Source organism: Nocardioides sp. GXQ0305 (genome assembly GCF_050880345.1).
Lineage (GTDB): Bacteria > Actinomycetota > Actinomycetes > Propionibacteriales > Nocardioidaceae > Nocardioides.
In genome coordinates this window covers 1-22,533 of the sequence record NZ_JBNYXG010000001.1, presented here as the reverse complement: position 1 = coordinate 22,533, position 22,533 = coordinate 1, and the positions used below count along the sequence as shown (strand labels likewise).

Below are 22,533 nucleotides of genomic sequence, written 5' to 3'. Positions count from 1 at the left end.
CTTGGTCGTCGGGCCTCCGGCGCGCTACACCTGAGCCATGGCACGCGGGAAGCTGCGCATCTACCTCGGCGCGGCTCCGGGGGTCGGCAAGACCTACCAGATGCTCGAGGAGGCCCGGCGCCGGTGCGGGCGCGGCGCCGACGTCGTGGTGGGGTACGTCGAGACCCACGGCCGGCCGCACACCGCCGCGCTGCTCGAGGGCCTCGAGGTGCTGCCGCGCGCGACGGTGAGCCACCGCGGGGTGGAGCTGGAGGAGATGGACCTCGCCGCCGTGCTGACACGCAGGCCCGCCGCGGTGCTGGTGGACGAGCTCGCGCACACCAACGTGCCGGGCAGCCGCAACACCAAGCGGTGGCAGGACGTCGAGGAGATCCTCGAGGCGGGCATCGAGGTCATCACGACCGTCAACATCCAACACCTCGAGTCGCTCAACGACGTCACCGAGGCGATCACCGGCGTACGCCAGCGGGAGACCGTGCCGGACGAGGTGGTGCGGGCGGCGGACCAGATCGAGCTGGTCGACATGAGCCCGCAGGCGCTGCGCCGGCGGATGGTGCACGGGAACATCTACAAGCCCGAGAAGGTCGACGCCGCCCTGGCGAACTACTTCCGCGAGGGCAACCTGACCGCGCTGCGCGAGCTGGCCCTGCTCTGGGTGGCCGACCGGGTGGACGAGGGGCTGGAGCGCTACCGCGCCGACCACGACATCGACTCGACCTGGGCGACCCGGGACCGGGTCGTGGTCCCGGTCAGCGGAGGTCCGGAGTCGGACACGCTGATGCGGCGCGCGGCGCGCATCGCCAGCCGCCGGGCCGGCGGCGAGTGGAGCGCGCTCTACGTCACCCGGGACGACGGGCTCCAGGGCGTGGCCCCCGACCGGCTGGCCGACCTGCGGGCCAAGACCGAGCAGCTCGGCGGCAGCTTCCACACCGTGGTCGGCGACGACGCGGCCGAGGCGATCCTGGACTTCGCGCGCGCAGAGAACGCCAGCCAGGTCATCATCGGCGCCAGCCGCCGCGGCCGGGTCTCGACGCTGCTCCGCCCGGGGGTCGGCGAGCGGGTCGTCGCGGGCTCCGGCGAGATCGACGTCCTCATGGTCACCCACGACTACGCCGGCCGTCGCGCCGGCAAGCAGCGTCCCTCCGGCGAGCACCTCGGCCGTCGACGGCTGCTCGCCGGCTACGCGTTCGGCGTCCTGGCGCCGGTGGTGGTCAGCCTGCTGCTGTGGCTGGCCGCCGACGCCGACAGCCTACCGACCGAGGCCATGGTGCTGATGGTCCTGGTGGTCGCCACCGCGATGATCGGTGGACTGTGGCCGGCGGTGATCGCGGCGGTGCTGAGCAGCCTGCTCCTCAACTTCCTCTTCACGCCACCGCTCTACACGTGGACCATCTCCGACCCCGAGAACGCGCTGACGATCGTGCTCTTCGTGGTGGTCGGGATCGCGGTCGCCACGGTCGTCGACCGGGCGGCCCGGGTGACCGACCGCGCCCGGAAGGCGCGCGCCGAGGCCGACGCACTGACCGTGCTGTCCCACAGCCTGCTCAACACCAGCGACGACCTCGCCGGGCTGCTGGGCTCGGCCTCGGAGCTCTTCGGGGCCACCGGCGCAGCGATCGTGCGGCGGCTGCCCGACGGCACCGAGGAGGTCGTGGAGAGCCACGGCACCCCGCCCCCGTCCGCCACCCCGTGCAGCGTCGAGGTCGACGACGACACGGTGCTGCTGCTCGCCGCAGCCCACCCGACCCCGTCGCAGCGGCGGCTGCTCAAGGCGTACGCGGCGTACGCCAAGGTGATCACCGAGCGGCGCTCGGCGATCGTGGCCGACATGGAGCGGCACCGCCTCGCCGACGCCGACCGCACCCGGACCGCCCTCCTCGCGGCGGTGTCGCACGACCTGCGCTCGCCGCTGGCGGCGGTGCGGGCGGCGGTCGACAGCCTCCGCTCCGACGAGGTCGAGTGGTCGGCCGAGGACCGGGCCGAGCTGCTCGAGACCATCGACGAGGGCACCACCCGGCTGACCGGGCTGGTCGAGAACCTGCTCGACATGAGCCGCATCCACACCGGGTCGGTCACCGCGTCGGCGACCGAGGTCGGGCTCGCCGACGCGGTGCACAACGCGCTGCACCTGATCGAGGGAGCCGACCGGGTCCAGGTCGACGTCCTGCCCGACCTCGCGATCGTGGCCGACCCCGGGCTGCTGGACCGCGTGGTGGCGAACATCTGCGAGAACGCGCTGAAGTACACCCCGCGCGAGGCCGCCATCCGGATCGACGCCGCCCGGCAGGACGGTCGGGTCACGCTCCGGATCGCCGACAGCGGCCCGGGCGTCCGCGACCACGACCAGGAGCGGCTGTTCGCGCCGTTCCAGCGCCTGGGCGACGTACCGCAGCAGGACGGTGTCGGGCTCGGCCTCGCCGTCGCCCGGGGCTTCACCGAGGCGATGGGCGGCACCATCGCGACCGAGGACACCCCCGGTGGCGGCCTCACCTTCGTGCTCGACTTCCCGGCGGCCGGGAGCTCCACGGACGCGGTGTCCCCCGTCCAGGGCCCCCGAGTGGTGAGCCACCCCTGAGGAGGTGCCGCTCTCCACGCGGCCGCCCGTAGGGTCGGGGGACACAGGGGGCCGTGGCGCCGTGGGGCGTGGCGGAAGTCCTGCCTTGGGGGGCAACGATCCATGACCCACGTCCAGACCCACGCCTACCGTGTCGAGCAACCCGACGTCGAGGTCCTGGTGGACGGAACCTGGCACCTCGGTGCGCTCCGTGAGTGGCGCCAGCACGGCGACCTCACGTGGTGGGCCAGCGTCCGGTGGAGCCCCGGTCCCGATCGGCACGCCTCCCTCGACGCCTTCCCGGCCGACCGGGTGCGCCCGGCGTAGGGCCCCCGGCGCCGACCGCGGCACGGGACCAGGACGCGACGACACGGGCAGGAAATCTCAGGCGCGTCACGCTTGATTCTCATGATCGGTCTTTACCGTCGCCGCTGGAGGCCCCGCCCTGGCCATCCCCCGGCCGGGTGGGGTCTCCACCTCGGCCGGTGCAGGGACCGGGCCGCCTGAGGGCTGGGCACGTCGCATCGCGCGCGGCAGGATCGCGGGTGATGAGGTGGCTCGACTGGGCTCGACGGCACGACCGCAACCTCTCGGCGCTGCGCCGGGCGGGCCGTGCCGCCGTCGTGATGCCGGTCGCCTTCTACCTGGGGTTCCACGTCCTCGGCAACGAGTGGGTCGGGCTGTTCGCGGTGTTCGGCTCCTTCGCCATGCTGGTGCTCTCCGACTTCACCGGACCGATGTCGCAGCGGTTGCCCGCACAGGTGGCCCTCGGGGTCGCGGGGCTCGTGCTCGTCGGCCTCGGGACGCTCACCTCCGCGCACCCCTGGCTGGCCGCGGTCGGCATGCTGTGCGTGGGGCTGCCGATCCTCTTCGCGGGCGTGGTCAGCTCGGTGCTCGCAGGCGCGGCGCCCGCGCTCCTGCTCGCCTACATCCTCCCGGCCTGCCTGCCCGGGCCTGCGAGCGCGATCCCGGAGCGGCTCGCGGGCTGGGGACTGGCGGCCCTGATGTGCCTGGTCGCCGTGGCCGTGCTCTGGCCGACGCCGACCAGCGACCCGCTGCGCGCGCCGGTGGCACACAGCATGCGGTTGCTGGCCGACCGGATCCGAAGCGAGGTCGGGTTCGCCGCCGGCGGGCGGGAGGCGCCCACCCTCGAGGAGCGCGAACGCACCATTGCCGACTCCGAGGCGGCGGTCGCCGAGCTCCGGACCACGTTCCTCGCCGCCCCCTACCGCCCCACGGGCCTCAGCGCCGTGGACCGGACCGTCGTCCGGCTGGTCGACGAGGTCGAGTGGCTCGCCCAGGTCGTCCGGCACGGGCGGCCGACCAACCCGGTGGCGCACCCCGTCGCCCCTCAGGTGACAGCGGTCAAGCTCGCCGCGGCCGACGTCCTCGACCTGGCCTCCCGGGTCCTGCTCGACCCCGGAGGGGGGTCGCGTGAGCTCGAGTCCCGGGTCGACGTCCTGCACGGGGCGATCGGCGAGCTCGACCAGCAGCTCCGGATCCTGCCACCGGGATCGCTCGACACCGGGCCCACGTCGGCCGAGCGCACCTACACCGCCCTCGAGCCGACCTTCCGCTCCCAGGAGCTCGCCTTCGGCACGGCCCGGCTCGCCGGCAACGTCGCACTCACCTCGGCCGCGTGGCGCAGGCCGTGGAGCGACCGCGTCCTGGGCCGGCAGCCGGCCGGCCTCCCGACGCGCTGGGCCGCCGCGGCCGAGCGCGGGTCCGCCCACCTGCGGCTGAGCTCGGTGTGGCTGCAGAACAGCGTGCGGGGCGCGACCGGTCTCGCCCTCGCGGTGTTCGTCGCCAACACCTCGGGGATCCAGCACGCGTTCTGGGTCGTCCTCGGCACGCTGTCGGTGCTGCGGTCGAACGCCCTGAGCACCGGGCAGAACGCCGTCCGCGGCCTGGTGGGCACCGCGGCCGGCTTCGTCGTCGGAGGCGTCCTGGTCGACCTCATCGGGACCAACGAGGTCGTGCTCTGGTCGCTGTTCCCGATCGCGATCCTGGTGGCCGGCTTCCTGCCGGCGGCCGTCTCGTTCACCGCCGGCCAGGCCGCCTTCACCGTCCTGGTGATGATCCTCTTCAACCTCATCCAGCCGGCCGGGTGGGAGGTCGGCCTGGTGCGGATCGAGGACGTCGCCCTCGGGTGCGCCGTCAGCCTGCTCGTCGGGCTCCTCTTCTGGCCGCGCGGGGCCGGGGCCGAGCTCGGACGCGCGATCGCCACGGCGTACGGCGACAGCATCCGCCTGCTCGACTCCTCGGTCGCCTTCGGGATGGCGTGCAGCGAGCAGGGGACGGCCCGCGCCGGCGAGGCGGCCTCGCCCGACGCGGACGCGCGCGTGGCCGCTGCCTCCTCCCGCCGACTGGACGACGCCTACCGCACCTATCTCGCCGAGCGCGGCGCGAAGCCCTCGTCTCTGGCGAGCGTCACGCGTCTGGTCAACGGTGTCGTCGGCCTCCGCCTGGCGGCCGACGCGGTCGTCGACCTGTGGCTGCACGGCGAGACCGTCCCTGCCGATCGGGCGGCCGCTCGGCGCGTCGTCGAAGACGCTTCGCAGCGACTGGTCCAGTGGTTCGACGCGTTCGCTCGCAGCCTCGTCAGCGACCAGGCGCCCCCGGAGGCCCTGGACAGCGACGCCGACCCCGCCGAGCTGGCGGAGTCGCTCCGGCCGGACCTGTCCAGCGACAACGTCGGACGGGTGGCCACCGCGGCCCGCTTCATCTGGACCCACGACTACCTGGACGCGATCCGTCGCTACCAGGGACCGCTGGTCGAGCCGTCGCGCGAGGTCCGACGGCTCACCCTCGCGCGTGGGCGGGGACCGGTGCGGCTCCGTGAGCCCCGGCACCGCTGATCGCGACAACGTCGCCGCCGACGACGGCCCGATCGTCACTCGCGGTCGAGCTGCTCAGTCGATCTCCGGCATGAGGCCGGGGTTCGGTCGTGCGGTCAGCTCCTCGGTGTGGGCGCGTCAGGACTCGGCTCGTGCGTGCTCGCCAGCCGGGCGCGTGCAAGGTGGGTCAGGCGCGCCACGGGCACGACGGTGCACACCATGGCGAGCACAGCGAGGACGACCACCACGACCGGAGCGACGTAGAAGAGCACCGGCCAGGGGGCGTCGCGCTGCAGGAGGAGCAGCTGCAGGCGTGGGACGGCCAGCACCAACCCGAGGCCCAGCAGGTACGGCGTCAGCCGGACCGCGGACCACCATCGGGAGCGACCGCGTCGCCGTCGCGCCCAGATCGGGGCACGCCGGAGCCCGCACCACCCTGCCGCGGCGACCAGCAGCCCCGCCAGGATGGTCGTCACGTCGACGACCACGGCGCGCGAGGGGTCGTCCGCCGGAGGAGAGTCCACCCCCAGCAGGTCGGCAATCTCCTGTGCGGGGTCGGTCGGGGTGGGGCCGGTGAGGCTGGCGCCACTGTTGAGCAGGACCACGATTCCGTAGTCGTCACCCGCAGTGGGGTACAGCACCTGGTAGCCACTGAACGCAGCCGCCCCACCACTGTGCGAGATGTGCTCGGCCCGGTTGTCGTCCGCAGGGGTGTGGTACCAGCCGAGACCGTAGGTGCCGCCGTCCGGCTCCTGTGCCCTATGCATCGTCTCCATTGCGGCGGTGGAGACGACCTGACGTCCTGACGCGGTTCGACCACCGTTGGTGTGCAGGACCAGCCACCGCGCCATGTCCTCGGCCGAGCTCACCACGCCACCGGCGCCGGCGGTGAAGTAGTCCGGTCCGTCGACCGGCACGGCCTGGCCGAACGCGAAGGTGTGTCCATCGGTGAGGCCCGGCACGGGCGCATTGGTGGTGGCGGTGCTCGTGGAGGACGTCATGCCGGCCGGACCGAAGACCCGGTCATCGAGGTAGGAGGTGAAGTCCTGCCCGCTGACGACCTCCACCAGTCGGGCGGCGACGTGGTAGTTCGGATTGTGGTAGTTCCACTCGGTCCCCGGGTCGGCGACCAAGGAGGCCGTTCGCAGCCGCCGTACGGCCGCGGCGAGGTCCGTCGGCCCAGACGCGTACTCGTCCGGCGAAGCAGCGTCGGCCATGCCCGAGCTGTGGTTGAGGAGGTCGCGCACCGTGATGTCACCGACTCGTTCGTCGTCGAGGGTGAACTCAGGGAGGTGTTCGACCACCGGGTCGTCGAGGCCGACCAGACCGCGATCGACCAGCTGCATGACGGCGAGCGCCGTGAAGGACTTGGACAGTGACGCGATCCTCATTGGGGTGTCGGCGGTCATCGTCCTGCCCGTCGCGTCGACGCCGACGCCCGCGGTGTGGAGCACGCGAGTTCCCCGGGTGACCGCCACTGCGGCCCCGGGCGCGCCTGACTCCTCGAGGTAGCCGGCGACCGCTTGCTCGACGTCGCGGGGGTCGACCTCGTCAGCACCGGAGGCCGGCGCACCCACGAGGAGCACGTTCGCCATGACCACGGCGGTCAGGAGAAGGGCGCGGGGTGACGGTACGTTCACGAGACTTCCTTCCGTGGCGGCGAGATCGGGCCCTCGACATCGCTCGCAGCACGCGCGAAGGGGACCGTATCCTCGACAGATGTAGAGGGACATGCTCCACAACTGTAGAGGGGCGTGGGTCCCGCCTGACGCCGGGGTCTCTCCTCGCCCAAGGCGCTACTGCACTTGGACACGCGCCGATGGCCCGGCGCTCTGCACCTCGGTGCGCCCGGGTCGTGGGCGCTCCCCGGCGCGGGGGCGGACTCCGGAGTCACCTGGGCGAGCTGAGGAGCCGCCGCGTCCTCGGACGTGACCGGCGCCGCCAGTCGACGAGCGCCCGACGGCCTGGCGTTGCGCTTCGGCTCCGAACGCCGCACCGTCCGGTCGTACCGGACGTCGAGCCTCCTGTGGTCCGCCGAACACGTCAGTGGCCGGGCCATTCGCCGGTCCAGCGCTCGAAGGCACGAGCGCTCCCGCGGTTGATGAGAACCCTGACGACGGTGAAGATGGCGCCCTGGATGGCGGCGGCGACGAGGATCTTCCGCAGCCGGTACTCCGACTCCAGCGGCTTGGGCGGATCGTCAGGGCTGTCCGGGTGCACTCGCTAGCGTGTCATCGAGGCTGTCGGCGACTGAAACCCGGTGGGATCGCCGGGAACCGACGTGGGCACGCCGACCTGCCCGCCGCCGTCACGCAGGCGTGCCCTGACCCGGCCACATGCCGAGCGTGCGCGACTCATCCCATCGGGTGTGACAGGGCCCCAGCCACTCTGCTCGGATGGAAGATCCGTTGCGTACCAGCGAAGGCGCACGCATGCGGTCCGTTCGGAGGGGAACGGAACTGAGTGGGCACACCGCGTGCCCAGGAGGGACATCAATGTCAGCAACATCGAAGATCGCCCTGGCGGTGGCCAGCGGCTACCTGCTCGGGCGGACCAAGAAGCTCAAGCTCGCGATCACGGTGGGTGGGATGCTGGCCGGCAAGAAGCTGGCCACCAACCCCCAGGCACTGCTCGCCCAAGGCCAGCAGTTGGTCGAGCGCAGCCCGGAGCTCCAGAAGCTGCAGGACCAGATCACCGGAAAGCTCACGGACGCCGCCAAGGCCGCCGTGCTCACCACCGCCACCAACCGGCTGGAGCTGCTCACCAGCTCGCTGAGGAGCGAGGCGGACGAGGCCACGGATGCGCTCGAGGACGAGGAGCTGCTCGAGGACGAGGAGGCACCCGAGGACGAGGAGGCCCCCGAGGACGAGGAGGCACCCGAGGACGAGGGTGACGAGGACCAGACCGAGGACGCCGCCGGGGAGGGGGAGCCCGAGGACGAAGAGCCAGAGGGGGCGCCCCCCGCCCGCAAGCGGCCCAGTCGCAGGAGCGCGACCTCGACCGCCAAGAAGACGGCCAAGAAGGCCCCGGCCAAGAAGTCCACCGCCAAGAAGGCGACCAAGAAGGCGAGCTCGTCCGGCTCGGCGGCCAGGAAGACCAGCTCCTCGACCCGCGGCCGGGCCAGCTCCGCAGCCAAGAAGGCCCCGGCCAAGAAGTCCACCGCCAAGAAGACGGCCAAGAAGGCCCCGGCCAAGAAGTCCACCGCCAAGAAGGCGACCAAGAAGGCGAGCTCGTCGCGCACGAGCTCGAGGGGGTGATGCCGCATGGCACGCACGGAACCCATGGACGCACTCAAGAACGCCGGCCGGGACTTCCTCGGCGCACTCGGCGACAAGGCCCGTGACACCGTCTCCGATCGGGTCGGCGGCCTGACCGACCGACTGGAGGGGATCGCCGACGGCGGACCGATCACCAAGGCCGTCGCCGAGGGCGGCAAGGCTTCCGCCGAGGGGAAGTCCCCGGTCGGGGGTGCGCTGAAGGGCGCGGTCACCGGCATCAAGGACAAGATCACCGGCGGGAGTGGGGGCAGCGGAGGGGGCAGCAAGGCCACCAAGTCCACCAACATCGTCGAGACCATCGACGTCGGCGTACCGGTGTCCGTGGCCTACAACCAGTGGACCGAGTTCGGCTCCTTCCCGACCTTCATGAAGAAGGTCGAGAGCGTCGAGGCCGCTGACGAGACCAAGATCAACTGGAAGGCCCAGATCTTCTGGTCCCACCGCACGTGGGAGGCCACGATCCTGGAGCAGGTCCCGGACGAGCGCATCGTCTGGCGCTCCAAGGGTGAGAAGGGCCATGTCGACGGCGCCGTCACCTTCCACGAGGTCGGTCCCAACCTGACCCGGATCCTGGTGGTGCTGGAGTACTACCCTCAGGGCTTCTTCGAGAAGACCGGCAACATCTGGGAGGCGCAGGGCCGACGCGCCCGTGCAGAGCTCCGGCACTTCCGACGCCACGTGATGACCCGCACCATCCTCGAGCCCGCCGAGGTCGAGGGCTGGCGCGGCCGCATCGAGGACGGCGAGGTCGTGCAGTCGCACGAGGAGGCCCTCGAGGAGGAGCAGGCCGCGGAGGCCGACGAGGGCGATGCCGGCCCCGAGGACGAGGGCTACGATGAATCGGCCGAGGAGGGCGAAGAGGAGCCCGAAGCCGAGGCCGAGGAGTACGAGGAAGAGCCCGAGGCCGAGGAGTACGAAGAGGAGCCCGAAGCCGACGCCGAGGACTACGAGGAAGAGCCCGAGGCCGAGGAGTACGAAGAGGAACCCGAAGCCGACGCCGAGGAGTACGAAGAGGAGCCCGAAGCCGACGCCGAGGACTACGAGGAAGAGCCCGAAGCCGACGCCGAGGAGTACGAGGACGAGCCCGAGGCCGAGGAGTACGAAGAGGAGCCCGAAGCCGAAGAGGAGTCCGAGGACGACCGGCCACGCAGGCGCCGGCGCCGCTGACCACACTGAGCGAGGAGACGACAACCCATGACAGTGCAGACACAGCGTCGCGGCGGCGGCGGTTACCTCGAGCGGCCCGCGCCCAGCGGACTTGCCGACGTCATCGAGATCATCCTCGACAAGGGCATCGTGATCGATGCCTACGTCCGAGTCTCGTTGGTCGGCATCGAGCTGTTGACCATCGACGCCAGGATCGTGATCGCGAGCGTCGACACCTACCTCCGGTTCGCCGAGGCCACCAACCGGCTCGACCTCCTGGAGCAGGGCGGCGGCAAGCCGCTCGACGAGTTCATCGGCGACCTCCAGGAGTCTGGCGCCGGACGGAAGGTCAAGGGGGCCGTGAGCGGCGCCAAGAAGGCCCTCAGCAGTGGCGATGACGATGACACCCGGCGGTCGTCCAAGAAGACGTCGTCGTCCTCCCGCAGGCGGTCCACTGCATGACCCCCGTTTCCCCCGCTGCCCTCGACCCCGCCACGGACGTCGAGCTCGGGTGGTTCGTCTACGCCCTGGTCGACGCTGACGCGGACCTCCCGGACGACCTCGAAGGGCTGGACGGGGAGCCGGTGGAGGCGGTGGTGCACGGCCGGGTCGCCGCGGTCGCCAGTCAGTACCGCGTCGACCGGCCGACCGGGCGGGCCGCTGACCTGCTGGCATTCCACGAGGTCGTCGACCGCCTCGCGCAGAGCGTGCCCGCGGTCGTGCCCGTGCGGTTCGGCTCGGTCCTACCCGCCCGCGAGAGCATCGTCGACGATCTCCTGGCACCGGACGAGCCTTGGTTCGCCGACCTCGTCGACCAGGTACGCGGCCACGTGCAGCTCGTGGTCCAGGCGCTCTACGACCAGGAAGCCGTGCTGCGCGAGGTCGTGGAGAGCGAGCCCGAGATCGCGTGGCTGCGGTCCCGGACTCGCGACCTCCCGGAGGATGCCGCCACGGGTGAACGAGTCCGGCTCGGTGAGCTGGTCGCCGCTGCGGTCGACTACCGACGAGAGCTCGACTCAGCGGCCCTCCTCCACGAGGTCGTCCCCCTGGTGGAGGACTACAGACTCAGGCCGGTGTCCGGGCTGGAGCGGGTGCTCGACGTCGCACTGCTCGTCGACCCGTCGAGACGCGAGGAGCTCGAGACCCGGTTGGAGCGGTTGGCCGAGGAGGTCCACGGACGGATGCGACTCCGTCTGGTCGGTCCGACGGCGGCGTACGACTTCGCGGAGGGCCCCTGATGGGCCTGCTGAGCGGTCTGGTCGGCCTGCCCCTGGCGCCGCTGCGGGGGACGGTGGCGGTCGCGGAGCAGGTGTTGCGCCAGGCCGAGGAGGAGTTCTACGACCCCGCCCGGATCCGGACCGAGCTCGAAGAGGTCGCCCGCCAGCGAGAAGACGGGACGCTCACCGACGACGAAGCGACGGCTCGGGAGGATGCCCTCGTCGAACGCCTCATGATCGGACAGCAACGCGCACGGGAAGGACGAGATGGCTGACCAGGATTCCACCAAGCGGACCACCTCGAAGAAGACGTCTGCGAAGAAGCCGACCAAGAAGGCCTCCACCACCAAGAAGTCTCCCGGTGCCCGGGCGAGCGCACCCCGCGCCGAGCCCGGCACGCGCGTGAAAGCCAGCGAGGTCGCCGCCGCGGCTGCACGGCAGTTCGCCGAGCTGTCCTCCAAGACGGTGGAGGGCGTCACAGGGTTGCAGCGCAGCGATGACGGCTGGGTGGTCGAGCTCGACGTCCTGGAGCTGCGTCGCGTGCCCGAGACCACCGACGTGCTCGCCACCTACGAGATATCCGTCTCCTCCTCCGGTGAGCTCGAGGGTTATCGCCGTGTTCACCGCTACGTGCGCGGTCAGGCCGAGGATCCGGCGTGACCGAGCAACCGCGCGAGGTCACCCACCGCCCGTACGCCGGCACCGTCCCCGCGGCCGGCCGACCACAGCCGGCCAACCTGGCCGACATCCTGGAGCGGGTCCTCGACAAGGGCATCATCATCGCCGGTGACATCCGGGTGAACCTGCTCGACATCGAGCTTTTGACCGTCAAGATCCGGCTGCTGATCGTCTCGGTCGACAAGGCTCAGGAGATGGGCATCGACTGGTGGCGCAACGACCCGATGCTCAATGCGAGCCAGCAGGACCTCCACGAGGAGAACCGGCGGCTGCAGGCCCGGCTCGACGAGCTGGAGGCCGCGAGGGACGAGGGCCGTGGCTGACTCGGCCCGCTACGCCTACGCCGTCACCCGGGGGCTCGAGCCCTCGCTCCTCGACGGTGACCGTGGCCTGCGCGAGGCCCCGCTCGAGGTGGTCGCGTCCGGTGGCCTGGACGCCGTGGTCGCCGACGTACCGCTGGAGGAGTTCTCCGCGGACGCGCTCCGGCAGAACCTCGAGGACCTCGGGTGGCTCGAGGAGGTCGCGCGTGGGCACGACGATGTCGTGCGGCGGGTGGCCGGGCTCGGACCCACCGCGCCCCTCCGGCTGGCGACGATCTTCCTCGACGACGACGGCGTGCGGGCACGCCTGGAGGAGTGGCACGACGCGATCGTCGAGGTCCTCGACCGGGTCGACGGCCGGGCGGAGTGGAGCGTCAAGGTGGTCGCGTCGCCTGCGGAACCGGCCACCACTGACACCTCGGAGCCGGCGAGCGGCGCGGAGTACCTGCGGCGCCGCAAGGCCCGGGCCGACGACCGGGGCCAGTGGGAGCTCCAGGTCGCCCGGGTGGCCGAGGAGGTCCACGCCGCGGTCTCGGAGGTCGCCGTCGCGACCCGGCTGCTGCCCCCGCAGGACCCGCAGCTCACCGGGCTGACCGGGGCGATGGCCCTCAACGGCGCCTACCTCGTCGACCGGGACCGCCAGGAGCAGTTCGAGCAGGCGGTGACGGCGATGCGCGGACGCTTCCCCGACGTGACCGTGGCGAGCGGAGGCCCGTGGCCGCCGTACTCCTTCGCGGTGCTGGACCAGTCATGACCTCGCAGCAGGTAGTGGCCACCGAGTCGCGGCCCGCGTCCCAGCAGCAGATCGCCCTGGTCGACCTGCTCGACCGGCTGCTCGGGACGGGGATCGTCCTGTCGGGTGACGTGGTGATCTCGCTGGCCGGCGTCGACCTCGTGCAGATCAGCCTGCGGGCGCTCATCACATCGATCCGCTCAGAGATGGCGGGCGAGCATGGCTGAGCGCCGGTCGCTGCCGCAGCGCCTCGAGACCGACCACGAGAACGTCGAGCGCGACCTGCTCAAGCTGGTGCTCACGGTGGTCGAGCTGGTGCGGCAGCTGATGGAGAAGCAGGCGCTGCGCCGCGTCGACCAGGGCGACCTGACCGATGAGCAGATCGAAGGCCTGGGGCTCGGTCTGATGCACCTGGAGCGGGCCATGGAGGAGCTCAAGGCGCGCTACGACCTCACCACCGATGACCTCAACATCGACCTGGGTCCTCTGGGCCCGCTGCTGGACAACTGACCCGAACGACGACCAGAGAGGAACGTGCCATGGCAGAGGACATCCGGGACGAGGTGCGGACGCGAACCCTCAACCTGCTGCTGGACAAGGTGCACGCCGACACCTATCCGTCCACGACCATGCTGGACATCATCGAGCAGCTGCTCGGCCCCGATGAGGTGGGCGACTACGCCGAGGTGCTGATGGCCAAGATCGAGAATGAGAACTACCCGAGCTACGGCCTGGTCCGTCGGCTGATCGCCCTGGCCTGACCCAGGTCGGGGCGAGGCGCCTCGGTAGACGGGCGACCGAGTCCCTGGCTGGGTCCTGCACTACTGGGCGTGCGCCCTCTCGAAGGGGTCCCCCGTCATGACTGCGAACGGTCGGTGGCCGGCGCTCTCGCGCTTCCAGCGATCCGCCCGTTCCTCGTGGCACGGCAGGGACGAGGCGTGCGCGAGGTCTGTCACACGATCAACCAGGGCGCCCTGGACCCGGTCGACGTCTCGCAACCGTGGGTCCGGGCCCGTCAGGCCGTGCTGCTTGGCCCAGATCACGGCCTGGGACCGGCGGGTCGCACCGATCTTCCGATAACCCTCACGGATGTAGGTCTTGACCGTGTTGATGGTCAGGTACAGGCGCTCGGCGATCTCGGGATTGGTCAGGCCGGACGCGATCAGGCGAAGGACGTCGAGCTGCCTGGGGGTGAGTCCACTCCGTGCGATCTCCGGATGGCAGGACTCGTCGAGCGGAAGGTTCCCCGCCGGAGGAGCACCTCGGTAGATCTTCTGGATCCCTTCCCGCAGGTGCTGTCCGGGCAGCCTCTTGGACAGCGCCCCGTGTGCCCCACAGGAGAGGGCGCCCTCGAGCGCTGACGACGTGCTGTCCCAGTACGTCGCGATGACGGTGGCGGGGCTCCTGCGCAGGAGACTGTGCAGGACCGGGTCATGAGGCCGCCGGTCGTCCCCCCGCCGGACGCCGTAGAGAACGACGTCCGGCGACCCATGCGGGTCCTCGAGGACGAAGCGCCCACCCACGCCGCCGTTGCGTGTCGTGATGAGCTCGGCCAGGCCGGCGACGACAAGCTCGTGTGGATCTCTGATCGCGACCCGTACCGGTCCCCCCGTCAGGGCTCGCGACCGCGAGGCGTGATCAGCAGTGCCGTTTTCACTCATTGGGGTGTCTTCCGACGGCCACCTGGGGCCTAGCGTGGGTGGGGTGACGGGGTGATCGCTTCACCACGTCTCGGGTGACAGGACCGGCGGATCGCCGGCTCCTGGCTCGTGCTGGGTGACAGCGTCGGGCGCGCGGGCGCTGCCGGCACGAGTGGGCTCTCGCCCGCGTCGCAGCGGGCGAGAGCCGCCCGACCCGACGCGCCAGCAACAGCGGGGGGCCACACCCCAGCCAGTGCACGGACGAGCTCATCGATGGACAGGGCTCTGGCGGGAGCGGGAGGCCAGCGTCCAGGCGACGAGCACCACCAGCACGGTCGCAACGGCGGCCTGGACGATCAGGACCTGCCACCAGACCCCGAGATCGAGCCCCTCTGCCAGGAATCCCCCGATGAATGCTCCCAGCAGGCCGACCGTGAAGGTCAGGATCCAGCCGATCGCCTGGCGCCCGGGGACGAGCATCCGCCCCAGGGCCCCCAGCACGATTCCCGCCAGGATCGCAGTGAAGATGCTGCCGGTTTCCATGTGTCCGCCTTTCGTGGCGCCGACGGTCGTCTTGAATGCCGCCGCGCCGTTGTGGGGCCGCGCAATGACCAGGGAGCTGCCGACCAGCTCACCTGAGGGTCGAGCTGGCCGAGCCCTCCAGGGTCGTGGACCCAGCGGTGGTGGAGGTGGTGGTGGCCGACGACGCCTGGGTGCTGCTTCCTCGGACCTGGCGACGATCCCGGTCGGCGGCCTGCAACCAGGTCTCCCAGCGCGACTGCATGGGGCGGATGAGACCCCCACCGATGCCGACGATGACGACACCCGCGATGCTGGCGAGGAAGGCGATCAGGATGGGCGTGGTCACCGTGGTGGCGATCCCGACCTGGTTCAGTGCAGCGATGACGCCGAGGGCCAGGATGAGGACCCCGGCGGCGTTGGCCACCCCTTGTCCGTACGTGAGCCCACCGATCGTGTCAGCGACCAGCGACTTCACACCCGACGCGATGGCCGCGGCGACCACGATGATGACCAGGGCGACGAACAACTGCGGCAGGAAGGCGATGATGTCGGCGAGCACCGCGCTGACCGGGTTGGGGCCGAAGACGTTGAAGGCCAGCTGGAGGCCGAAGAGCAGCACGGCGTAGAACACGACCTTGCCGAGGATGGTGCTCGCGTCGAGGTCGCTTCGCTGCAGCGTCCGCCCGACGCCCCCGCGCTCGACGGCACGGTCGAATCCGACGCGGTGCAGAAGGCGCCCCACCACCTTGGCGAGTGCCTTCGCCACCAGGTACGCGACCACCAGGATGACGAGGAACAGGACCAGCTTGGGCAGGAAGTCCGCTACCACGTTGAACCCGGTGGTGAAGGCGTCTTGCAGTGAGTCCTCCATGACATCTACTCCTTCGAGAGGGAAACGCTGTCCCCCTGCAGACGCCGGGGTGGGTGACAAAGTCGCAGAGATCCGACAGATTTCTCAGACCGGGCCGGTCGCGGCGCGACTTTCGCGACGTTGTCGGCGTCCTCTGGGCGACGGCACGAACACGGGAAAGGCAATGGTCGTTCGATGGCGGGTGAGGCGAACCCCGAGCGGGCTCCTGCGCCCGACTCGGACCTCGAGCTGCGCCGTCTCTTCGACGAGCACGGCGCATCGGTCTATCGGATGGCCCGATCGGTCGTCCGCGATCCGGGACTGGCCGAAGACGTGACGCAGGAGACCTTCATCCGGGCGTGGCAACGATCCGACTCCTACCGCGGAGAAGCGCCGATCCGTCACTGGCTGTTGCGCATCGCGCACAACCTGGCGGTGTCGACGCTCCGGGCGGCGAGGGAGCAGTCCACCGATCCGCAACGATTCGCCGTACGAGACTCCGTGTCGCCGGATGACGTCGTCGAGGGCCGGCTGGCGATCGAGGACGCCCTGAGCAGCCTCGATCCGCTCAGCCGCGCCGTGGTCGTCCTCCGGGAGGTCGAGCAGCTCTCGTACGCCGAGATCAGCGAGGTGCTGCAGGTCCCGCTGCCCACCGTGAAGACACGGCTCTTCCGGGCACGCGGCCAGATGCGGGCAGAGCAGGGAGGGGAGGGCCGATGAGCTGGCGACACCCCTCCGACTCGGCTCTCGGCCGCTGGAGCAGCGGCGGGAGGAGCTGGCGCGCTGCTCGGCACGCTCAGCACTGCCCGTTGTGCCTGGAACGTCTCGAGCTGATCACCGAGCTGGAACCGCGTCTGCGTGCCGAGCTCGAGACCGGGCTGGCGCCGCAGTCTGCATGGGAGCAGACGTTGTGGGATCGTCTCGAGGCACGGCTGGCCGACCATGAAGCCTTCGCGGTGTTCACCGATCTGATGGACGTCGGACCCGAGACGTCGTGGATGCTGCTGACAGGGCCTGCGGACGATGGAGGAGACAATGACTGAACCTGCGGTGTACGCCGTCGCGGCGGTGCTGGCCGGGGTCGTGCTCGGCACGCTGCTGGGCGCCCTCACCCGCCGTATCGTCGCCAGGCAGGAGCGGCGTCGCGGTCTCCAGGGTCTCAGCGGCGCGGCCGCCTCCATCGTGTTCTGGGTGTTCCTGGCGATCGGCATCGGTACCGCCGTCGGCATCCTCTCCCCGGCTGCCCTCGACCCCTTGCCGGAGCGCATCCTCACCTACCTGCCCGACGTGCTCATCGCGATCCTCATGCTCATCGTGGGATGGGCACTGGCCTCACTGGCGGGCACCCTCCTGGGCGTCGGCTTGGCTCGAGCGACGGGACGGACACGCCGCGAGACGGGCGTCTTCCTGCGCACCAGCATCATGGTGCTCGTCGTACTCCTGGCCCTGGGTCAGCTCGGCGTCAACACCCAGCTGCTGACCTTGGCCTTTGCGGCCCTTCTGCTCAGCGTCGCCCTGGCGATGGCATTGCTCATCGGACTGGGAGGGCGCAACGTCGCGCAGGAGGTCGCCGCAGGGCGCTACCTACGCCGCATCATGGGCGAGGGTGATCACGTGCAGACTCAGACGGTCGAGGGCACGGTCGTCGCCCTGCACGCCGCGACGACGGAGGTGGAGACCGAACGGTCTGGCACGATGCACGTTCCCAACACGGTCATGATGGCTGGGCCGATCTCGGTGACTCGCCCTCCTGCACCGTGACCGGTGAAGCGCAGACCCGGCCGTGTCGCGCCGAAGCCCGTCCGTCGACGGACTCCGACGCGAGACACGGCCTAGGGCGCCAGTCCGGTCACAGGCCCAGGCCCAGGCGCCCGAGAATCCTGTCCAGCAGACGTGTGAGCCGGCCCAGGACACCGCCCAGGCCGCCGTCCAGGAGCCCAGCGACAGCGCACACCAGGTTGCCGAGCAGGTTGCCGGCGCCTGACTGGGCCACGATGTTGAGCACCACACGATTTAGGTTGACCTGCAGCCCCTGCAGGTCGAGATCCAGGGGACCGAGCACCAGCCTCAGGACGTCACAGGGTGGGGCAGCGCTCCCCACCGCCCGGGCCGCGGAGTTGGGTCCGACCGTGGTGCCGTTGATCGACTTCACGCGCAACGTGCGGACGACACCGAAGGTGCGCTTCTCTCCGCCCGCCCGGTGGACGACCCCGTCCACCAAGCCGCGAACGAACACCTTGCCGTTGCGCTTCGAGAAGTTCAGCGGCACGAAGGTGCCTGTCACATCCCGGCCCCCGGCCGTCGAGCCGACGAGGCGCGAGCGCAGCGTCCCCTCTGGACTCTGGGCCACCGGTGGGCGCGCCGCCGCCGCCAAGGCGCGCGAAGACGTGGCACTCGTGGTGGCGGCGCTTGCGTAGGTGAGCGCCGTCACGATGGTCACGGCTAGCGTGACGACCACCGCGACCGGCGCTGTGACGTGCCGGTTCATCATCCTGACCATTGGGTTCCCCTCCCATGGATTCGGCCCCTCGGGACCGCGGCTCCGCCCGAGTCGGTGGAGCCATCCCGCGACGCTAGGTCCGGGCGGGTGACGCAGGCACACCCGGTTGGGGGAGTGCTCATCGGTCGGAAGGGAGACTCAGCACGACTCCGTCCAGGCCCGACGTTGCTCGCGAACCCGGGTGGAGGGAGGGGACGGCTCCCGCGCGACCCGCAGGACGAGCGGGAGCCCACTCCTGCTGACCCTCGAGGGCATCGGCTCTCGTCAGCCGGAGCCGGGAGATGACCTAGGACCATGCTCCCGTTACCCGTGACGCGGTGAAGTGATCACCCGTCAACGGAGTAGAGTAGGTCGTCAGGTTCCACCCGGGAACCTGTTCTCAGGATTGTTGCAGAGTTGTAGAACGACTGGCCTCGAGGGTTCCGCTGTGGACTGTGTCCTGATCTCGATCCTGGATCCGCACGAGGTGGTGGTAGCGGGCTTGGGGACGGTGCTCGACTCTCCTCCCACGCGATATCGAGTCGTGCCCCTGGTGGGGGGCGAGAAGCCGCCTGATGTGGTGCTGTACGGCGTCCCCGACGATCCCGACACACACCATGATCCGCAGCTGCACGCGCTGGTGCGCAGTGGTCCTGCAACGGTCATCGCGACGTACTGGGACGACAGGTCCCCGGCGATCAAGACGGCGCTGGCCTGCGGTGCCCGTGGGGTGCTCACCAAGCGCCTGAGTGCTGCGGAGCTACGCCAGGGGATCCAGCGGATGATCGAGCAGCAGGAGCCGCGGCCACGACCGCCCGAGGACAGCCGCTGCGACCCCGAGGTCGGCCGGGTCGGGCTGACTCCGCGTGAGCTCGACGTGGTCGGCCACGTTGCAGTCGGTCTCAGCAACCAGGAGATCGCAGACCGGCTCTACCTCAGCATCAACTCGGTCAAGACCTACATCCGGAATGCCTACCGCAAGATCGGGATCGAACGACGTTCTCAGGCCGTGATCTGGGGCCAGAGGCACGGAATCATCTGGCGCGCATCGGGTGGCCCCGAGACGCTCGACGACACCGGCGTCGATTCCGCCGCCCTCGACGAGGAATCGTCGGCCCACGAGAGGGTGGCGCAACGGGGTGGGCCTTCGTCGCTGTCCGCCCACCCGGCGGGGTGACGCCTTCTCGGTCGGCGCTGGAGCAGGCTGGGCGTCGCCGTTCGAGGTGGTCCACGTGATGGCACCGCGCGCGGATCGTCTCGAGGCTCAGCTCCCGGCGCGAGCCACACCTCCGGGGGACGGCATCGGGCTCCGGGTGACCCTGGCCAGGCGTCGGCTCACGGGGAGACTCACGAGAGGCGCCTGCGGATCTTCTTGGCCTTGCGGTCGATGGGGGACCGTTTCGGAAGGGGTGCCTTCAACTCCTTTCGTCCCCTCTTCAGCGCCCGTCGGCTGCGCTTGCCGAGCTCGTCCTTCGTGCTCGACGACTTGCGGGCGAGCTCGCGGCCCGGGTGACGCACGGCCTTGGGAACCAGCAGAGCACCCGCCGTGCGCACGAGGCGGCGCGACAGCATGAGCAAGGGGATACCAAGCGGCAACAGGATCACTGTGACGGACATGACGACGCCGAGCAGTCCTACGACGCCCGCCAGAAGCCACAGCAACCCGGCGAGGAACCATCGCACAGGGCGCATCACAGCATCCCCGCCATACGTGTGGTACCGGTCCCGCACCGGGCAGACCTGCCGGGCACCCCGACGATCGACTGCTCGATCGGCCTCGCTGCGCGCGTCAGCGACATGGCCTGACGCTCCGGCGATGGCGGACACGATTGGTCAGCCACATCGGCAAACAGTCCGCGGCGTCCCGTGGGGACCGCGTCTTCACAGTTGTCCTCGAACATTGCTCCTCCCTCACCTCGACCATGCTCGCTCGACCGCGTCCACACCTCATCCCTTCGGGGGGTCCATCCCTTCCCTCCCGCAAGCTATCGATCGCGGCTCGCGGGCTCCTTGACTGATCATGGCCTCGATTTCGCCGCCGCTCCTTGGCGTGCGATACCGGACCTGAGCGCGTACCTCGTCCTTGGGGGCCTTCGTGTCGTGGGCCTCCTCGCGGCCACGACAGCGGTTGCCCTGCCGGTTCCTCCACCCACCCCACCGGGTGGTGCGCGCCGATTCGCGACGCCCTAGCGTTCTGCGACGGGAGGGGCATTGGCAATCGGGTCCTGATCTCTCCCAGGTCATGGGGCCGCCGATTACCAGTGGGTCGATCCCTGGCCCCTGTCGCCTTGGCGCAATGGGCGACAGGGGCACGCGGCCCCTCCGGGGACGCGAGCGAGCCACGAGGGCGAGCTGTCGGACCCTCCACGGGGGCGTCGGTCGCCGGCCTGTTCTTCGGCCTCGCCCCAGAGCCTGCTCGGCATGCGGACCGGTTGATGCGCGGCGTAGCGGGTTCCGGCAGGGCAGGCATCGTTTCCCGTGGGCCGGGGCGGGTACGAGCCTTGCCATGCCTACGCCTCCCGAGCAGATCGCCGGCCGCTACCGAGTCCTCGAAGAGGCCGGCCGCGGAGGCATGGGCGCCGTCTACCGCTGCGTCGACGAGCGGCTGGGCCGTGAGGTCGCGGTCAAGCAAGTCGGCCGGATGCCCGGCGAGTCGGTCACCGACCAGGCACGGGCCCTGCGCGAGGCCCGCTCCTCGGCAGCCCTGAACCACGCCAACGTCGTGTCCGTCTTCGACGCCACCGCCGAGGGCGACCACATCTGGCTGGTCATGGAGTACGTCGCGGGCCGGACGCTGTCGCAGATCCTGCGGGAGGACGGCCGGATGCCTCCGCACCGCGCGGCCCGAATCGGTGCGCACGTGGCCGACGGCCTCGCCGCCGCTCACGAGCGCGGCACCATCCACCGCGACGTCAAGCCCGGCAACGTGCTGATCACCGAAGGCGACCGGGCCAAGATCTCCGACTTCGGTATCGCCCGGACCGCCGGGGACCCCAGCCTCACCCAGTCCGGCATCCTCACCGGCACGCCCAGCTACTTCGCACCCGAGATCGCCCGTGGCGGGGACCCCGGGCCCGCGTCCGACGTGTGGGCGCTCGGGGCGACGCTCTACCACGCCGTCGAGGGCCGGCCGCCGTACGGCGAGAACCCGAATGCTCTGCAGCTGCTCGCCAGAGTCGCGGCGGAAGAGCCGCCGGCCCCTGAGCATGCCGGGGAGCTCGCGGGCCCGATCAGCCGGATGCTGGACCGTAACCCCGAGTCGCGCTGGTCGATGACCGATGTGGCGCACGCGCTGCACCGCATCCACGACGGGCAGGCACCCGGGGGCGGCACGAAGGAGGAGCCGCGGGCCTTCGCGGCGGCGCCCGCCATGTCCGAACCGCCCCCCACCGAGCCGGCGGCCGCACCGACCCCAGCGCCGGCGACCGCGCCTGCCCTCGCTGCCGCACCGCAGATGCGGAGCCGGCCTCGCCGGACGGCCCGGATCGCTGCGTTCGTCGTCGCGCTCCTCGCCCTGGTGGTCGTCGCCGCGGTCGGCCTTGCCCAGCTCGGCGACGACCCCACGACTCCGGCCGCCGACGACGAGCCGTCGTCGGACACCTCCGAGCCCGCGACGTCGGAGGGCCCGGCCACCGAGGGCACGCCCGAGGAGTCCACACCGCCGGAGACCGAGGAGTCCACGCCGCCGGAGACCGAGTCGGAGGAGACACAGCCGGCGTCCGGCGGCGGAGGAGGCCGGGTTGCCTTCGTCGAGGACTACTACGCCGCCCTGCCCGACGACACCCAGGCCGGGTACTCGAGGTTGTCGCCCTCGTACCAGGAGCAGCTCAGCTACGGGGAGTACGAGGGATTCTGGTCAGGCATCGGCGAGGTCACCGTGGAGGACAGCGCCCCGACGGCCGGAGGGGCGGTGGACGTCACGTTGCTGTACGACGGCGGAAGCGAGGAGGTGCGTCGGATCCACCTCGTGCGCGGCTCCGACGGCTGGCTCATCTCGGGGGACGAGATCGTGGGCTGAGATCCGCTCACGAGTCCTCGTGGGCGGGGTCGCTCGTCCACCGGGCAAGCGCGTCGCCGACGTCCCCGCGCGCCACCAGCCATCAGGAAGGGCCACCAAGACCCCGAAATGCACAACAGCCGAACCCATGTCCGTGGGTCCGGCTGTCGCAGATCTCTTGAGAGATCACCCCGCGCGCCCGTAGGTGTTCGACTTCACGAGATAGTTGGCACCTGTCCCGCGACATGGTTGGCACCTAGCCATGGCGGAGGTGCCGGATGT

The 22,533-nt window shown here is 70.7% G+C and carries 26 protein-coding genes; 19 read left to right on the top strand and 7 right to left on the bottom strand.

Annotation, left to right across the window (positions count from 1 at the left end; all coding sequences use genetic code 11):
• Positions 1–37 precede the first annotated feature (37 nt).
• The 3 genes from ACQ1X7_RS00130 (at position 38) to ACQ1X7_RS00120 (ending at position 5,412) form a co-directional block, all read left to right on the top strand.
• Positions 38–2,575 carry a DUF4118 domain-containing protein gene (locus ACQ1X7_RS00130; RefSeq protein ID WP_432476114.1) on the top strand — a complete coding sequence of 846 codons (2,538 nt, stop codon included), beginning with the start codon at positions 38–40 and terminating at the stop codon, positions 2,573–2,575.
• 102 nt (positions 2,576–2,677) lie between these two features.
• Positions 2,678–2,881 carry a hypothetical protein gene (locus tag ACQ1X7_RS00125; protein ID WP_432476113.1) on the top strand — a complete coding sequence of 68 codons (204 nt, stop codon included), beginning with the start codon at positions 2,678–2,680 and terminating at the stop codon, positions 2,879–2,881.
• A gap of 221 nt (positions 2,882–3,102) precedes the next feature.
• Positions 3,103–5,412 (top strand): FUSC family protein, encoded by a 2,310-nt coding sequence (locus tag ACQ1X7_RS00120; RefSeq protein ID WP_432476112.1) that lies wholly within the window; start codon positions 3,103–3,105, stop codon positions 5,410–5,412.
• 95 nt (positions 5,413–5,507) lie between these two features.
• Here ACQ1X7_RS00120 and ACQ1X7_RS00115 read toward each other — a convergent pair whose 3' ends face one another.
• Positions 5,508–7,031, bottom strand: coding sequence for a serine hydrolase domain-containing protein (locus tag ACQ1X7_RS00115; protein ID WP_432476111.1), 1,524 nt, complete (start codon positions 7,029–7,031; stop codon positions 5,508–5,510).
• A 403-nt stretch (positions 7,032–7,434) separates the two neighbouring features.
• Positions 7,435–7,611 (bottom strand): DUF4235 domain-containing protein, encoded by a 177-nt coding sequence (locus ACQ1X7_RS00110; RefSeq protein WP_432476110.1) that lies wholly within the window; start codon positions 7,609–7,611, stop codon positions 7,435–7,437.
• A 275-nt stretch (positions 7,612–7,886) separates the two neighbouring features.
• Here ACQ1X7_RS00110 and ACQ1X7_RS00105 point away from each other — a divergent pair, with 275 nt between their 5' ends.
• From ACQ1X7_RS00105 to ACQ1X7_RS00055, 11 genes are read left to right on the top strand one after another with little or no spacing between them, the layout of a single operon-like run.
• Complete coding sequence (locus tag ACQ1X7_RS00105; RefSeq protein WP_432476109.1) at positions 7,887–8,648, top strand: hypothetical protein; 762 nt, start codon at positions 7,887–7,889, stop codon at positions 8,646–8,648.
• Between the two features lie 6 nt (positions 8,649–8,654).
• Complete coding sequence (locus ACQ1X7_RS00100) at positions 8,655–9,836, top strand: SRPBCC family protein (protein ID WP_432476108.1); 1,182 nt, start codon at positions 8,655–8,657, stop codon at positions 9,834–9,836.
• A gap of 27 nt (positions 9,837–9,863) precedes the next feature.
• Positions 9,864–10,277 (top strand): gas vesicle protein GvpJ, encoded by a 414-nt coding sequence (gene gvpJ, locus ACQ1X7_RS00095; RefSeq protein ID WP_432476107.1) that lies wholly within the window; start codon positions 9,864–9,866, stop codon positions 10,275–10,277.
• The gene (locus ACQ1X7_RS00090; RefSeq protein WP_432476106.1) at positions 10,274–11,053 is read left to right on the top strand and encodes a GvpL/GvpF family gas vesicle protein; all 780 of its coding nucleotides are present in this window, start codon (positions 10,274–10,276) and stop codon (positions 11,051–11,053) included. The genes gvpJ and ACQ1X7_RS00090 overlap by 4 nt, the downstream gene beginning before the upstream one ends.
• Positions 11,053–11,307 (top strand): gas vesicle protein GvpG, encoded by a 255-nt coding sequence (locus tag ACQ1X7_RS00085; RefSeq protein WP_432476105.1) that lies wholly within the window; start codon positions 11,053–11,055, stop codon positions 11,305–11,307. Before ACQ1X7_RS00090 ends, ACQ1X7_RS00085 begins: the two co-directional genes overlap by 1 nt.
• Positions 11,300–11,692: a gas vesicle protein GvpO gene (gene gvpO, locus ACQ1X7_RS00080; RefSeq protein WP_432476104.1), complete on the top strand. Its 393-nt coding sequence runs from the start codon at positions 11,300–11,302 to the stop codon at positions 11,690–11,692. Before ACQ1X7_RS00085 ends, gvpO begins: the two co-directional genes overlap by 8 nt.
• Positions 11,689–12,033: a gas vesicle protein gene (locus ACQ1X7_RS00075; protein ID WP_432476103.1), complete on the top strand. Its 345-nt coding sequence runs from the start codon at positions 11,689–11,691 to the stop codon at positions 12,031–12,033. The genes gvpO and ACQ1X7_RS00075 overlap by 4 nt, the downstream gene beginning before the upstream one ends.
• On the top strand, positions 12,026–12,784 hold the full coding sequence (locus ACQ1X7_RS00070) for a GvpL/GvpF family gas vesicle protein (protein WP_432476102.1): 759 nt from the start codon (positions 12,026–12,028) through the stop codon (positions 12,782–12,784). Before ACQ1X7_RS00075 ends, ACQ1X7_RS00070 begins: the two co-directional genes overlap by 8 nt.
• Entirely contained in the window at positions 12,781–12,990 is a 210-nt protein-coding gene (locus ACQ1X7_RS00065) for a gas vesicle protein (RefSeq protein ID WP_432476101.1), read from the top strand. Before ACQ1X7_RS00070 ends, ACQ1X7_RS00065 begins: the two co-directional genes overlap by 4 nt.
• Positions 12,983–13,273 carry a gas vesicle protein K gene (locus ACQ1X7_RS00060; protein ID WP_432476100.1) on the top strand — a complete coding sequence of 97 codons (291 nt, stop codon included), beginning with the start codon at positions 12,983–12,985 and terminating at the stop codon, positions 13,271–13,273. Before ACQ1X7_RS00065 ends, ACQ1X7_RS00060 begins: the two co-directional genes overlap by 8 nt.
• 29 nt (positions 13,274–13,302) lie before the next feature.
• Complete coding sequence (locus ACQ1X7_RS00055; RefSeq protein WP_432476099.1) at positions 13,303–13,524, top strand: hypothetical protein; 222 nt, start codon at positions 13,303–13,305, stop codon at positions 13,522–13,524.
• Positions 13,525–13,584: 60 nt separating this feature from the next.
• Here the strand turns inward: ACQ1X7_RS00055 and ACQ1X7_RS00050 are convergent, their stop codons facing one another.
• The 3 genes from ACQ1X7_RS00050 to ACQ1X7_RS00040 form a co-directional block, all read right to left on the bottom strand.
• On the bottom strand, positions 13,585–14,424 hold the full coding sequence (locus tag ACQ1X7_RS00050) for a response regulator transcription factor (RefSeq protein ID WP_432476098.1): 840 nt from the start codon (positions 14,422–14,424) through the stop codon (positions 13,585–13,587).
• Positions 14,425–14,670: 246 nt separating this feature from the next.
• Positions 14,671–14,946 (bottom strand): GlsB/YeaQ/YmgE family stress response membrane protein, encoded by a 276-nt coding sequence (locus ACQ1X7_RS00045; protein ID WP_432476097.1) that lies wholly within the window; start codon positions 14,944–14,946, stop codon positions 14,671–14,673.
• A gap of 88 nt (positions 14,947–15,034) precedes the next feature.
• Positions 15,035–15,796, bottom strand: coding sequence for a mechanosensitive ion channel family protein (locus ACQ1X7_RS00040; RefSeq protein ID WP_432476096.1), 762 nt, complete (start codon positions 15,794–15,796; stop codon positions 15,035–15,037).
• Positions 15,797–15,970: 174 nt separating this feature from the next.
• On the opposite strand from ACQ1X7_RS00040, the gene ACQ1X7_RS00035 reads away from it, so the two are divergent.
• The 3 genes from ACQ1X7_RS00035 to ACQ1X7_RS00025 are packed head-to-tail and all read left to right on the top strand — an operon-like array spanning position 15,971 to position 17,536.
• Positions 15,971–16,495, top strand: coding sequence for an RNA polymerase sigma factor (locus tag ACQ1X7_RS00035; protein ID WP_432476095.1), 525 nt, complete (start codon positions 15,971–15,973; stop codon positions 16,493–16,495).
• On the top strand, positions 16,492–16,818 hold the full coding sequence (locus tag ACQ1X7_RS00030; protein WP_432476094.1) for a hypothetical protein: 327 nt from the start codon (positions 16,492–16,494) through the stop codon (positions 16,816–16,818). The genes ACQ1X7_RS00035 and ACQ1X7_RS00030 overlap by 4 nt, the downstream gene beginning before the upstream one ends.
• Positions 16,811–17,536 carry a mechanosensitive ion channel family protein gene (locus ACQ1X7_RS00025; protein WP_432476093.1) on the top strand — a complete coding sequence of 242 codons (726 nt, stop codon included), beginning with the start codon at positions 16,811–16,813 and terminating at the stop codon, positions 17,534–17,536. The genes ACQ1X7_RS00030 and ACQ1X7_RS00025 overlap by 8 nt, the downstream gene beginning before the upstream one ends.
• Before the next feature lie 88 nt (positions 17,537–17,624).
• Here the strand turns inward: ACQ1X7_RS00025 and ACQ1X7_RS00020 are convergent, their stop codons facing one another.
• Complete coding sequence (locus tag ACQ1X7_RS00020) at positions 17,625–18,275, bottom strand: hypothetical protein (RefSeq protein ID WP_432476092.1); 651 nt, start codon at positions 18,273–18,275, stop codon at positions 17,625–17,627.
• A gap of 427 nt (positions 18,276–18,702) precedes the next feature.
• Here ACQ1X7_RS00020 and ACQ1X7_RS00015 point away from each other — a divergent pair, with 427 nt between their 5' ends.
• Positions 18,703–19,431 carry a response regulator transcription factor gene (locus ACQ1X7_RS00015; protein WP_432476091.1) on the top strand — a complete coding sequence of 243 codons (729 nt, stop codon included), beginning with the start codon at positions 18,703–18,705 and terminating at the stop codon, positions 19,429–19,431.
• A 170-nt stretch (positions 19,432–19,601) separates the two neighbouring features.
• Here ACQ1X7_RS00015 and ACQ1X7_RS00010 read toward each other — a convergent pair whose 3' ends face one another.
• Positions 19,602–19,946, bottom strand: a complete 345-nt coding sequence (locus ACQ1X7_RS00010) for a hypothetical protein (protein ID WP_432476090.1) — start codon at positions 19,944–19,946, stop codon at positions 19,602–19,604.
• An 814-nt stretch (positions 19,947–20,760) separates the two neighbouring features.
• Here ACQ1X7_RS00010 and ACQ1X7_RS00005 point away from each other — a divergent pair.
• Entirely contained in the window at positions 20,761–22,272 is a 1,512-nt protein-coding gene (locus tag ACQ1X7_RS00005) for a serine/threonine-protein kinase (RefSeq protein WP_432476089.1), read from the top strand.
• The last annotated feature ends 261 nt before the right edge of the window (positions 22,273–22,533 follow it).

Bases quoted from the DNA above. Each gene is read 5' to 3' on its own strand.
- ACQ1X7_RS00130 (WP_432476114.1), top strand. From the start codon at position 38: ATGGCACGCGGGAAGCTGCGCATCTACCTCGGCGCGGCTCCGGGGGTC.
- ACQ1X7_RS00125 (WP_432476113.1), top strand. From the start codon at position 2,678: ATGACCCACGTCCAGACCCACGCCTACCGTGTCGAGCAACCCGACGTC.
- ACQ1X7_RS00120 (WP_432476112.1), top strand. From the start codon at position 3,103: ATGAGGTGGCTCGACTGGGCTCGACGGCACGACCGCAACCTCTCGGCG.
- ACQ1X7_RS00105 (WP_432476109.1), top strand. From the start codon at position 7,887: ATGTCAGCAACATCGAAGATCGCCCTGGCGGTGGCCAGCGGCTACCTG.
- ACQ1X7_RS00100 (WP_432476108.1), top strand. From the start codon at position 8,655: ATGGCACGCACGGAACCCATGGACGCACTCAAGAACGCCGGCCGGGAC.
- gvpJ (WP_432476107.1), top strand. From the start codon at position 9,864: ATGACAGTGCAGACACAGCGTCGCGGCGGCGGCGGTTACCTCGAGCGG.
- ACQ1X7_RS00090 (WP_432476106.1), top strand. From the start codon at position 10,274: ATGACCCCCGTTTCCCCCGCTGCCCTCGACCCCGCCACGGACGTCGAG.
- ACQ1X7_RS00085 (WP_432476105.1), top strand. From the start codon at position 11,053: ATGGGCCTGCTGAGCGGTCTGGTCGGCCTGCCCCTGGCGCCGCTGCGG.
- gvpO (WP_432476104.1), top strand. From the start codon at position 11,300: ATGGCTGACCAGGATTCCACCAAGCGGACCACCTCGAAGAAGACGTCT.
- ACQ1X7_RS00065 (WP_432476101.1), top strand. From the start codon at position 12,781: ATGACCTCGCAGCAGGTAGTGGCCACCGAGTCGCGGCCCGCGTCCCAG.
- ACQ1X7_RS00060 (WP_432476100.1), top strand. From the start codon at position 12,983: ATGGCTGAGCGCCGGTCGCTGCCGCAGCGCCTCGAGACCGACCACGAG.
- ACQ1X7_RS00055 (WP_432476099.1), top strand. From the start codon at position 13,303: ATGGCAGAGGACATCCGGGACGAGGTGCGGACGCGAACCCTCAACCTG.
- ACQ1X7_RS00050 (WP_432476098.1), bottom strand. From the start codon at position 14,424: ATGAGTGAAAACGGCACTGCTGATCACGCCTCGCGGTCGCGAGCCCTG.
- ACQ1X7_RS00045 (WP_432476097.1), bottom strand. From the start codon at position 14,946: ATGGAAACCGGCAGCATCTTCACTGCGATCCTGGCGGGAATCGTGCTG.
- ACQ1X7_RS00040 (WP_432476096.1), bottom strand. From the start codon at position 15,796: ATGGAGGACTCACTGCAAGACGCCTTCACCACCGGGTTCAACGTGGTA.
- ACQ1X7_RS00035 (WP_432476095.1), top strand. From the start codon at position 15,971: ATGGCGGGTGAGGCGAACCCCGAGCGGGCTCCTGCGCCCGACTCGGAC.
- ACQ1X7_RS00030 (WP_432476094.1), top strand. From the start codon at position 16,492: ATGAGCTGGCGACACCCCTCCGACTCGGCTCTCGGCCGCTGGAGCAGC.
- ACQ1X7_RS00025 (WP_432476093.1), top strand. From the start codon at position 16,811: ATGACTGAACCTGCGGTGTACGCCGTCGCGGCGGTGCTGGCCGGGGTC.
- ACQ1X7_RS00020 (WP_432476092.1), bottom strand. From the start codon at position 18,275: ATGGTCAGGATGATGAACCGGCACGTCACAGCGCCGGTCGCGGTGGTC.
- ACQ1X7_RS00010 (WP_432476090.1), bottom strand. From the start codon at position 19,946: ATGCGCCCTGTGCGATGGTTCCTCGCCGGGTTGCTGTGGCTTCTGGCG.
- ACQ1X7_RS00005 (WP_432476089.1), top strand. From the start codon at position 20,761: ATGCCTACGCCTCCCGAGCAGATCGCCGGCCGCTACCGAGTCCTCGAA.